Origin of the sequence: Bradyrhizobium sp. CCBAU 11430 (assembly GCF_028128855.1) — a bacterium.
In the GTDB taxonomy this organism is placed as follows: domain Bacteria; phylum Pseudomonadota; class Alphaproteobacteria; order Rhizobiales; family Xanthobacteraceae; genus Bradyrhizobium; species Bradyrhizobium ottawaense.
In genome coordinates, this window is the sequence record NZ_LBJV01000028.1 from 16,964 (window position 1) to 28,161 (window position 11,198).

An 11,198-nucleotide genomic window follows, 5' to 3' on the forward strand; every position below is an offset into this window, starting at 1 on the left:
TTTTTCCTGGCTACCGCTTGCTTGGTTTCGAACGAGCGCGTTCCTTCTCAGGAAATCGCGTCACGCGGCTGGAGGGCTGCTCGACAACATACTCTCCGGAATCTCGTATCTCCAGCTCATTTCTGCGGACGCGATCGAGCGCCTGATTTCCAAGCTTTGAGACAGTCAGCGAAACAACAATGCTACCAATTAGTTGCGCGGCGGAGGTTGAATCAGGAAAGGCGTAACCGCGATTGAATATTAAGAGTACAAAATGAGCAATTTGAGCTAGGGGGGCATTCTCGCTGTCGGTCACAGCAATAACGGTGGCGTTCTGAGAACGTGCTGTCTGCCCCATGCCTAGCGTGATGCGGCTGTATGGATAGGAGGTAAAGCCAATAAAAACATCTTTGCTGGTCAGACGGTCGAGCTCGAGCGCCAGCCCACCGCCGGTATCAAGCAAATAGATATTGGGCTTTGCCTTCCGCAGCGAATAGACAAAGCTGTACGCGGCAGCAAAATGCGTTCGCCGCCCAACAACGAATATACGCTCCGCGTTTGCGAGCGCATCAACAACGCCATTAAGCGTCTCCTCTCTCAGAGCCGCGATCACCTGTCTCTGCAACTCGAATTCGCGTTCCGCAAATTTCGCTGCAAATCCAAGAGCGACTTCTGTTTGTGCGAGGGTCATGAGTTGAGTTGCCTGGCCAAAGTTTCGACTTTGGCCGTTGATCAGCGCGTCCACATAGATCTCGCGAAAGTCGTCGAAGCCTTCAAAGCCAAGTCGCTGGGCGAGCCGTACCAATGTTACTGGCGGGACGTCGGCGCGCTTCGCAAGATCTCGCATGGAACGAACGGGGACTTCATCTCGGTTGGCGAGAATAAAGCGGATCGCGTCGGCAATACGCCCTCGGACCTTCGGCATCAGCTGGCGTAATTTCGCGTCAATGTCTGTCGCTTGCTGATTCATGAAAGGCTCCACTTATAGAACTTTCTCTCCTAATCGCATAAATTGTCTGAACCAAATGATCCATATTGACTAGAGAGGGGTCATATGATCCAATCGCGAGCAACCCCTAGACAGGCAACGGAGGAATCAACAATGCACGGCCCGCTACGCCCCTCGGCGCGTGACAAAGAAGAGATTGTTGGGCCGCGCTCGAGAGCCGAGTTTGTTCGCGCAAAGGCTATTACGCCGGGCGGGAGCATGCGCTCTGCACCCTATTTTCCGCCTCAGCCGCCTTACGCAATGCGGGGTGAGGGATGCTGGGTGGCGGACGTAGATGGTCGCAAGATCTTTGATTGTGCAAACAATTTCTTTTCCCTCGTGCACGGTCATGCGTTCCCGCCCGTCATACGAGCTTTGCACGATGTGATTGACTCCGGTACCGCGTTCGGCCTGCCAACGACTTTGGAAACCGAATTAGCGGAAACAATTCGAGCCCGATCCCCCCGATTGGAGCAGTTGCGTTTCGTTAATTCCGGCACCGAAGCCGTTATGTTCGCTGTAAAGGCGGCGCGCGCGATCGCCGGACGTCCGATGATCGCCAAGTTTGAAGGTGCATTTCATGGGGCGTATGACTATGTAGAAGTAGGTCTCGATTCAAATCCTCAGAACTGGGGTGCTGATCCGCAAAGCATTCTCTATGCGCGAGGCGCGCCGAGCTCGGTCGCTGCGGATGTTCTCGTTCTGCCCTACAACAACGCCGCTGACTGCCGGCGATTAATCGAAGAGCATCATGCGCGTCTTGCCGCCATCCTGTTCGATCCGCTCGCCTCGCGCGTCGGCATGATTCCGGCAGAACCTGAATTTTGCGAAGTGCTGCAGGATTGTTGCAGAAAATATGGAATCCTGCTTATTCTCGATGAGGTCGTCTCCTATCGCCTTGCTTTTCAAGGGGCGCATGGTCTGTTCGGCCTCGAGCCTGATCTCGTGTGCCTTGCAAAGATCATCGGGGGCGGCCTGCCGGTCGGCGCGGTCGCGGGCCCAGCGCGACACATGGCAATTTTCGATCATACGAAAGGCAAGCCGCCCGTCTCGCATGGCGGCACCTTCAGTGCCAATCCACTAAGTATGTCCGCAGGGTGCGCTGCCCTTAGGGCCTATGACCAGGAGGCTATAGCGCGGCTGAACCGAATGGGCGACACAATGAGGGCCCTCCTCTCTGAGGAATTCAAAAAAGAAAAGCTTCCTACTCAAGTCACCGGAATGGGTTCTCTTTTCCGAGTGCACACGAAGACGAGCCCGATCGGCGACTACCGAAGCTCTTTTTCGTCGCCGTCGCAGAAGCAAGCCATCGAGCGAATTCATCTTGCCGCGCTAGAGCGCGGCTATCTCCTGACGCCAAACTGTTCAGGGGCACTTTCAACTCCCATGAGCGACAGCGACATCCGAGATATGACCACGGCAATTGTGGAAGCAGCAAAGGACGTCAATCAGCAGTCGCCGTGGGAATAGTGGAGGCACATTATGTGCTTGGGGAAGTGACGACCGCCTCCATCGTCGCGCTGCTGGCTGCGTTGTCTTCCGCAGCATTCGCTACACCACAGCCATCCAAGCCCGACTTCCCGTGTCGACAGCATTGCGAGCTAGGCGATTTCACCCGCCCAGTGAACGTCAGGCAATGGGATTAGATAGGGCGGCAGCCGCGCGCCGCGGAGTGATCATTGTTCTGAGTCACTATGCCTCACCACGCTACTAACAAGCAAAGTATCTCGATCGTGCAAAGAGCTTATCGTCTGCTATGGCCATTGAATATCCGAATCTAGCTTTGAGAGCATCACAAATCTACACCAAGGGCTGGATAAGGGGCGAATATTCCGGACTAGAAAAGGTTGTCGCGGTGCGCTGTGCGCGAGAGAGCTATCGAAGCAGCTTTTTGTTGGAACGGATGCAACCCGCGTTGAGCGGTTGTCCAGTGTAGACGGTCTGATCGTCAGGTCGGCTGGATAAAGCCGGGAGTCGCCGAATTTATGCGTGAACCTGGGAGCCATTGCATAAATCGGTCTCCTGTTATTCTACTTGATCTCCGAAGTGAAGTTCCTTCGATTGGTGTTGCTGTCAAATACGATCATTGCGGTGCATTTGGAGCGTCGCAACCGAGATTTCTTGCCAGAAAGACTGGTCGCCACCCGGCCGATTTTATATATTAACCGAGGAGTGCAGCGTGAGCGATCTGGTTAAGCTCTAGCGTCATGACGAGTCGGTGTTGTCACGGTCAACAGTCCTCTGGTCAATGCGCTCAGCGCCGCGGTGCGCGGCGGGCTTCTGGAGTGCGTCAAGGCTGCGATCGCTGATCCCGCGATCAAGGCCATCGTACTGACCTGCGCCGGCCGGACCTTCATCGCCGGCCCCGACATCACCGAATTCGGCAAGCCACCGAAGGCACCCGGAGTCAACGACGTGCTCTCCGAGGTCGAGAACTCGCCGAAGCCGATCGTAGCCGCGATCCAGGGCACCACGCTCGACGGTGGTCTCGAAGTTGCGTTAGCCTGTCATTTCCGCGTCGCGAGCAAGGACGCGAAGCTCGGCCTGCCCGAGGTCAAGCTCGGACTTCTGCCCGGCGCCGGCGGCACCCAGCGCCTGCCCCGCGCGGTCGGGCCCGAGCTCGCCGTCAAGATGATCGTCGGCGGCGACCCGATCGGGGCTGCGGAAGCGCTGAAGAACGGCCTGATCGAGGAAATCATCGAGGGGCCGGCCTCCGGCGGTGAAGCCTTCGTGCGCAAGCTCATCGCCGAGAAGCGCCCGCTGCGGCGTCTGCGCGACGACGATTCCAAGATCGCCGCGGCCAAGGCCGACCGCTCGATCTTCACCAATGCGGTCGCGGCCATGACCAAGAAGTCGCGCGGCCTGGAGGCGCCGTTCGCGGCGGCCGATGCCGTCGGCTACGCCATTGACCTACCCTTCGACGAAGGCCTGAAGAAGGAGCGCGAGGGCTTCCTCAAGCTGGTCGCCAGCGACCAGTCCAAGGCCCAGCGCTACGCCTTCTTTGCCGAGCGCGAGGCCAACAAGATCGCGGGCGTTCCTGAAGGCACCAAGCCGCGGCCCGTGAACCGCGTCGCCATTCTCGGCGCCGGCACCATGGGCGGCGGCATCGCGATGTCCTTTGCCAATGCCGGCGTGCCCGTCACCCTGATCGAGGCCGGCGAAGAGCAGCTCAAGCGCGGCATGGGCATCATGCAGAAGAACTGGGAAGCGACCGCCGCGCGCGGCGGCATCCCGGCCGATGCGCCCGCCAAGCGCATGGCGCTGATCAATGGCGTCGTCGGCATCGAGAATGTCGGCGATGCCGACCTCGTCATCGAGGCCGTGTTCGAGACCATGGCGGTGAAGAAAGAGGTGTTCGGCAAGTTCGACCAGTATGCCAAGCCCGGCGCCGTGCTCGCATCCAACACCTCGTACCTCAACATCGACGAGATCGCGAAGGCGACCAAGCGTCCGCAGGACGTGCTCGGCATGCACTTCTTCTCGCCGGCCAACGTCATGAAGCTGTGCGAGATCGTGCGCGCCGACAAGACCGCGCCGGATGCGCTGGTGACTGCGGTGACGATCGCGCGAAAAATCGCCAAGGTGCCGGCCGTGGTCGGCGTCTGCGACGGCTTCGTCGGCAACCGCATGCTCGCCCAGCGCGGCAAGCAGTCCGTAAAGCTCCTGTTCGAAGGCGCGCTGTCGCAGCAGGTCGATGCCGTGGTGACAAAATTCGGCATGCCGATGGGCCCGTTCGCGATGAGCGATCTCGCCGGCCTCGACTCAGCTGGCGCTCGCGCAAGGACCGCGGCATCACGTCGGAGATCGCGGACGCGCTCTGCGAAGCCGGCCGCTTCGGTTAGTCTTACTGAGTCATTCGGCCGCGCCCGCGAGGGCGAAGAATCAAATATTTGAAGAGATTCAATATTTGGCGCGTGGAGGGCCAGATGGATCTCAATCAGGTTGGAGACGGGGAGGCACGGTTTGCGGCTTATGTAGCGGAGCTGGGAAGTGTTATCGATCAGGCAGTGCGCCTGAGGCCACTGCGTGACTACTGCACCGGCCTGATGCTGCCGGGTGAACGCAAGAGCGTTGAGCCGATGGCGGCCCGAACGGCTCCGGCACGGACGGCCGCACAGCACCAGTCGTTGCTGCATTTTGTCGGTAACGCAACCTGGTCGGGGAGGACGTGTTGGCCAAGGTGCGCCAGATGGTGTTGCCGGCGATCGAGAAGGCGGGACCGATCGAGGCATGGATCATCGACGACACGTCGTTCCCGAAGCAAGGCAAGCACTCGGTCGGCGTGCACCACCAATATTGCGGTCAGCTCGGCAAGCAGGCCAATTGCCAGGTGGCAGTGTCCTTGTCGATTGCCAACCATGTCGCCAGCCTTCCGGTGACGTATCGGCTGTACCTGCCGGAACCCTGGGCGAAGGATCGCGCACGACGGAACAAGGCGGGTGTTCCGAAGGAGATCAAGTTCAGGACCAAACCGGAGATCGCACTGGAGCAGATACGTTGGGCTTGCGAAGCCGGCTTGCCGCGTGGCGTCGGATTGATGGATACGGCTTACGGCAATGACTCGCGGCTACGCGCGGGCATGACAGCCCTGGGCGTACTCTACGTCGCCGGCATCTTGCCAAACACCTTGATGTGGCGACCGGGCACTGGCCCACGACGCAAGGACAGGCCGCTAAACAATACCGGGCGACGCGATGAGCCCGATCTGGTCTCGGCCAAGGAAGTGATGCTTGCTCTACCGAAGCAGGCCTGGCGCACGGTGACGTGGCGGGAAGGCTCGGCCGACCGGCTGTCCTCGCGCTTTGCGCGTGTGCGCGTCCGTGTCGGGTATAACAAACTAATCCCCGAGAAGCTGTCGCCGGAGTGGCTGCTGATCGAATGGCCCAAGGGTGAAGCAGAGCCCACCAAATACTGGCTCGCAACGCTGCCGGAGACCATCAGCTTCGAACGGCTCGTCGATCTCGCCAAGCTGCGTTGGCGCATCGAGCGCGACTATCAGGAGCTCAAGCAGGAGGTCGGGCTCGGCCACTACGAGGGGCGGGGCTGGCGCGGCTTCCATCACCACGCGAGTCTGTGCATCGCGGCCTACGGCTTCCTGATCGCCGAGCAGGCGACGATTCCCCCCTCAGGACCTCGTTCCACCGCGCCAATCGCGGTGCCTGACTTACCCGAAGATTATCGACCCAGAGGCTCCGCCCGCGCGGCCTGAACGTCATGTCCCGAACTCGATCGCAACCATGCGCGCCAGACTGATCCGCGCGCTCATCAAAACTTTTCCGCGATGTCCCTGTTGTGGCACCCCCGCAGCATCGAATGACGTCGGCGCCAATGACGCAGTAAGATTAGAAGACCGGCAACGGCTACTACACTACGAGCTCGCGCGCGTCGCTGCCGGATCCCGAGGTCCAGAAGCTGATCGCCGGCTGGGGCGCAAGAAGCGCGTCGTCAGCGACGAGGAGATCCTCGAGCGCATGATGTACCCGATGATCAACGAGGTCGCGAAGATGCTCGAAGAAGGCATCGCGGCCCGTCCGTCCGAAATCGACGTCGTTTGGCTCTATGGCTATGGCCGCCCAATCTATCGCGGCGGCCCGATGTTCTGGGCCGACAGCGTCGGCCTCAAGCACATCGCCGATCGCTTGGCCTTCTACGCCAGGGAGACCGACGAGCCGAACCTTGAGCCGGCACCGCTGCTGAAGAAGCTTGCCGATGAAGGCAAGACGTTCGCCTCGCTCGGGCAGCGTCGAAACGGCGTGATCCAGCATTTGTCATCAATGCTTTAGCCGGACACACCAAGGAGGCGAAGCTAGAACATTGATGCTTGGTTACGTCCACAAGGCAAAACTCGCCCGCCTCACATTGCTTTGCTGCGCGAATCCCGAGAGCACACCGATCGCATTGAGAACCGATTTCATATTTTTCGGTCACGTTCAAACTACAATCTCTGCTCAGGGGATTGTGGAGTACGACGTAAACAGGCTGGAGCTCGCGATGGCCGTTTGCCCATAATCCCACCGTCTAGATACCCATCGGAGCAGCCGAGACACGCCAGAGCAGGTCTTGATCGGGGGCGCGGTCATAAGAGGCTGTATCGAAGAAATTCAGTCTCTCTTGACTGGCGATCGCATCGTACGAAGCCGCCGATCGATCTGGCCGGGCCTTTCCAGGGCGGCTTTAAGGTTGACTCCGCGGCGTGGGCCGATCTCTGCGGCTTAGCAAGCCGTTCGACCTCGGGACCAGTGGCGCGTACCCATGTGGTTTCGATCGCGCGCTGATCCTCGAAGATTAGCAGGGGCGCGGATCGACCCCCTTGGCTCGAATGCATCAATAAGCGCTGTGGCTCGGTGTCTTCTGAGCTCGCCGGCGAGGATATTCCTTCAGTCGAAGCCCTGGCACGGTGCCAGGTTCACCAGTAATGGTAGGTGCGAAGGCAAAGCCGAAATGTAAAAGTTCTCTACCGAACAGGAGGCAAGCAAGATGAAGAGAAGGCAATGTGAAACCAGCCTTGCGACTACGAAACTGCGAGCCGTCGGTGATTTCCGGTCAACAGATGTGCCCGCTAGCATTGTTGAAGTGTTACCAAACCACGGAGCTGACATGCTGAATCGGTCGACCTGTTGATTCTGCGGGAGGCTTCTGGCAGCGCACACTTTGTTCGGCTCAGTCCGGTTTTCCCGAGGACATTTAGTAAAACGCTCAACAGACGCTCACATAGGATAACCTAACCTCACGTCTATAATGGCATGAACGCCAACGTCACGACTGAACACCTTTGTCTGGCGAAAAGGGACTGCCAATTTGGAGAATGCCACCATGAGTGAACTGAACGTCACAAATGTCATTCCACGCACCGACATTATCAAACAGACAGCGCGCATTGGCGCTGAAATCAAGAACATCAGGCTTTCGGCTGATTTGTCGCAAAAGACCATTGTTGCGCTAAAAAATCTGCTGCTAGAGCACAAGGTCATCTTTTTCCGCGAGCAGCATCATCTCGACGACGCCGAGCAAGAGCGCCTTGCTCTTCTTTTCGGGAAGCGTTCGCCATATCCCGAGGGAAAGTTGCCAATTCTTGAAATCGATTCCGTACGCGGGGATATTCAAGCCGACGTTTGGCACGTTGATTGGTCCTGCATGGATGCTTATCCGAAGATTTCCATACTGCGAGGTGTTGTGATTCCACTGGTCGGCGGCGACACGGTGTGGTCAAATACAGCGGCCGCATATCTCGATTTGCCCCGCCCGTTACAACGGCTTGCCGATGACCTTTGGGCTGTTCACAGCTTCCCGGGAGCCTCTAAGAAGCTTTCTGCGGAAGGGCTTGCCAGACCTAGAATTGAGACCGAACATCCGGTCGTCCGCGTTCACCCCGAGACCGACGAGCGCACGCTAGTGCTGGGGTCTTATGTAGAACGTTTTGTAGGAATTTCGCGGTCCGACGGCCAGAAGTTGTTCGAGCTATTTGAGTCTCATATCACTGCGCCAGAAAACACGATGCGCTGGAAGTGGAAGCAGGGTGATGTTGCTATCTGGGACAATCGAGCCACGATGCATTGTGCGACCAAGGACTACGGTGAAGAACGCCGGGTCGTTCGACGCGCGACCATTGAGGGCGAGGTGCCAATCAGCGTCGACGGTCGTCACAGTGCCGCGCGTTTCAAGTTCATCGAGCGGCCGCCTGAAAATGTCGTCTAACACCTCGACCAAAATCGGCGGAGATCTACCCGATGCAAGTATCGGCCCCTGCGCGTGATTGCTGTTTACTACCGCACTCAGAATGAAACAAGCGGGTGAGCCGTTGTTCTTTGAGGTGCAGTTGTACGGAACGTTCTGCAAAAAGCTCAGAGGCTCGGGTGGTCGTATTAAGTTCGATCGATGCGGAACCCATCTAAAAATGGAGCTTGACCCACCGCCGTCCTCGGCACCAGGCGCATCACATTCGGGTTGCCGCGGTGCCGAACAAGCCTCTCGCGCAGCCACCCTTGCAGGCAATCGAGCCGCTTCTCCCGCTCAAGCGACTTGAACGCCTTCACTTCACCCACCGCCAAGTAGTCTTCATCGTGTGATGGCTGCACCCAGCTGCCTGGCAATCTGCGCTCCAGGCACAAGATTTCCGCGCCGTCATCCGGAGTGACCTTGACCCGGTTTTATCCAAATCTGAGTTCGCCCTATCGGTTCGATCTGCCCTGTTGGGCGGTGAAAGCGACGGGAGCTGGCGCGGAGCCTTCGCATAGCGCAGCGCCAGATCGCGGCGCGGATAACAGGTGAAGGCGAACCCCGACGAGGTTTTCCATCCGAGCTGCGAGTGTGGTCGTGCGTTGTTGTAATCGGCCCGCCAGCATCCAGGCGTGACGCGGGCCTCGGCCAGCGACGTGAACAGCGTCTCGTTCAACAATTCTCCCGCACTCGGCCGTTTAACCTCTTGATGAAGGCGTTGTGTATGGGCTTGCCCGGCGCGCGATGTAGTGCCACGCGAATCGGCTCTGGTCGGTCCAGGTCAGGATGGCATTGCCGGTAAACTTGCTACGTTGCCGCTGACCCATCTTGGGTTTGCTCCGCTCCATCACCCAACCCGTCCAGTTCCCGCGCGACCCTGGCCCCGAGGGCGGAGTTGTCGGCCAGAAGGGTCAGCCACTCGCGGGTTCATCATCGACCACGGTCAGGATGCGGAAGCGGCGACCAGCGGTGAGTTGACGAGACGAAGTCGAGCGACCAGCGGTCGTTGGGCACCATCGGCATCGTCGCCCGCGCTCGGGTCCCGATCGCCCGCTTGCGGCCGCACGGCGACGAACCGCGGCCTCTCTTCCCCGTAGAGCCGGAAGAATTTCTTGTGCTTGATCCGATAGCCCTCCCACTTGGCTGCAAACTTCTTCATTTCGTCGCGTAGTTGCCACCCTACTCGCCAGCGGTAATTGTCTCTTTCGCGCGGGACTATCGCTAGAGCAAAGCCGCCCGGACGCGCGCCCCCAAATAGGTAGCGGGCGGGCGCTTTGCGGTGGTCACCGGCAGTTCTTTGGTAGGATCGGGTGTGCGACACGCCAACGCGACCGAGGAACCACCGATGACCGACGACATGATGAACCTGCGCACGCTCGTGGAGAAGACCCCTGATGCGGATCTACTGCGCGAGATGATCGGCTTTGCCGCCCAACGCTTGATGGAGCTGACCGTGGTGTTGATGTTCGACTGGCACGCGAGCGCGCTTCAAACGAGATATGTCGCTTGTCCACCTGTCAGGCAGAAAGAGACGTAACGCGACCATCACTGGCACTTCGCCGCTTGCACGCGTCAAAGACAGCAGTGTTTGGCAATTTGCCCTTTTACCGACTGCCGAGGCGTATTGAGCCGCAACACCGACCGAGCGGTCACCCTTCTTGGGAAGTGAGGTGTGGTGCAACTGGTCGTAGTTGTCGTGGCAGGGCCTTCCGCCATCGGCTGAACGCTCTTACATAGCCGGGACCGATCAATCCCGCAATATACAGAGGACACATCCGCTGCCGGGTCTTATGACCCAGCCAGTCCAAGAACGGCATCAACCAGCGTTCGAGTTCGTCTTCGCATCCTGGCATGGTCAGTCCTCCAAGAGCCGACCACCCATGAATCGCTGAAAAATTGATTCAGGAATCCTATAAAACACGAAAAATCAACAATCTGCCAAAGTAGTGTTAGAGCCTGGAGTCACAAGTTCGCAATCCTAGATTTGCGTTAGATTGGCGCCGCTGTGTCGGACTGGAGGCTTCAAAAGCGGCGGTGGATCTGATGGCGGCCGAGCGACTTGCGCCCTTAATAAGGCTGCTCGCACAATGGCGCAAGGTCGCCGATCAGCTCCGCCCCAAGCTGCCCAAGCTTGCCGGTTTTCTCGACCAGGCCGAGACCGACGTGCTCGCCTATATGACGTTCCCGCCGCAGCATCGGACCAAGTTGGACTCTACCGATCCGATCGAACGCCTCAACGGCGAGATCAAACGGCGCACCGAGGTGGTCGGCATCTTCCCCAATGAGGACGCCATCGTCCGCCTCATCGGAGCCATTCTGCTCGACGATGAATGGGCGGTCCAGCGTGCCCGCTACATGACGCTAGAAACCATCGCACCATTGAGCGATGATCCGAACGTCGCCTCACGGCTATCGCCAGCTGACAGACCCGGCTCCAGCCGTCGAACGCGGTGGGCCACCGCCAGCTACACCACGCTTGGGAACACGATCTTCGGTCGCGGACAATGCGGCGAAT

5 protein-coding genes and 6 pseudogenes are annotated in these 11,198 nt (G+C 58.9%); 7 read left to right on the top strand and 4 right to left on the bottom strand.

The annotated features are described in order from the left end of the window. Window positions 1-10 precede the first annotated feature (10 nt). A complete protein-coding gene (locus tag XI04_RS08485) occupies window positions 11-949 on the bottom strand; it encodes a MurR/RpiR family transcriptional regulator (RefSeq protein WP_271623574.1) in 939 nt (312 codons plus the stop codon). 132 nt (window positions 950-1,081) lie between these two features. Here XI04_RS08485 and XI04_RS08490 point away from each other — a divergent pair, with 132 nt between their 5' ends. From XI04_RS08490 to XI04_RS08510, 5 genes and pseudogenes are all read left to right on the top strand, one after another. After that, on the top strand, window positions 1,082-2,437 hold the full coding sequence (locus XI04_RS08490) for an aspartate aminotransferase family protein (protein WP_271623575.1): 1,356 nt from the start codon (window positions 1,082-1,084) through the stop codon (window positions 2,435-2,437). 744 nt (window positions 2,438-3,181) lie between these two features. Continuing rightward, a pseudogene (locus XI04_RS08495) lies at window positions 3,182-4,806 on the top strand (3-hydroxyacyl-CoA dehydrogenase NAD-binding domain-containing protein); the annotation flags it as partial. Between the two features lie 87 nt (window positions 4,807-4,893). Next, a pseudogene (locus XI04_RS08500) lies at window positions 4,894-6,176 on the top strand (IS701 family transposase). Between the two features lie 137 nt (window positions 6,177-6,313). Next, window positions 6,314-6,750, top strand: a pseudogene (locus XI04_RS08505) (3-hydroxyacyl-CoA dehydrogenase family protein); the annotation flags it as partial. A 1,030-nt stretch (window positions 6,751-7,780) separates the two neighbouring features. Next, complete coding sequence (locus XI04_RS08510) at window positions 7,781-8,662, top strand: TauD/TfdA dioxygenase family protein (RefSeq protein ID WP_271623576.1); 882 nt, start codon at window positions 7,781-7,783, stop codon at window positions 8,660-8,662. Window positions 8,663-8,829: 167 nt separating this feature from the next. Here XI04_RS08510 and XI04_RS08515 read toward each other — a convergent pair whose 3' ends face one another. Next, window positions 8,830-9,057 (bottom strand): hypothetical protein, encoded by a 228-nt coding sequence (locus XI04_RS08515; protein WP_271623577.1) that lies wholly within the window; start codon window positions 9,055-9,057, stop codon window positions 8,830-8,832. A gap of 78 nt (window positions 9,058-9,135) precedes the next feature. Next, window positions 9,136-9,824 (bottom strand): annotated as a pseudogene (locus XI04_RS08520) (integrase core domain-containing protein); the annotation flags it as partial. A gap of 204 nt (window positions 9,825-10,028) precedes the next feature. Here XI04_RS08520 and XI04_RS08525 point away from each other — a divergent pair. Next, on the top strand, window positions 10,029-10,220 hold the full coding sequence (locus XI04_RS08525; protein WP_271623578.1) for a hypothetical protein: 192 nt from the start codon (window positions 10,029-10,031) through the stop codon (window positions 10,218-10,220). Here the strand turns inward: XI04_RS08525 and XI04_RS08530 are convergent. Beyond that, window positions 10,143-10,536: pseudogene (locus XI04_RS08530) on the bottom strand (transposase); the annotation flags it as partial. The gene XI04_RS08525 and the pseudogene XI04_RS08530 sit on opposite strands and share 78 nt — an antisense overlap. A 232-nt stretch (window positions 10,537-10,768) precedes the next feature. Between XI04_RS08530 and XI04_RS08535 the strand changes: the two are divergent. Next, window positions 10,769-11,086 (top strand): annotated as a pseudogene (locus XI04_RS08535) (transposase); the annotation flags it as partial. Window positions 11,087-11,198: the final 112 nt, after the last annotated feature.

Coding starts and splice junctions, on each gene's coding strand:
- XI04_RS08490 (WP_271623575.1), top strand. CDS start 1,082: ATGCACGGCCCGCTACGCCCCTCGGCGCGTGACAAAGAAGAGATTGTT.
- XI04_RS08485 (WP_271623574.1), bottom strand. CDS start 949: ATGAATCAGCAAGCGACAGACATTGACGCGAAATTACGCCAGCTGATG.
- XI04_RS08510 (WP_271623576.1), top strand. CDS start 7,781: ATGAGTGAACTGAACGTCACAAATGTCATTCCACGCACCGACATTATC.
- XI04_RS08525 (WP_271623578.1), top strand. CDS start 10,029: ATGACCGACGACATGATGAACCTGCGCACGCTCGTGGAGAAGACCCCT.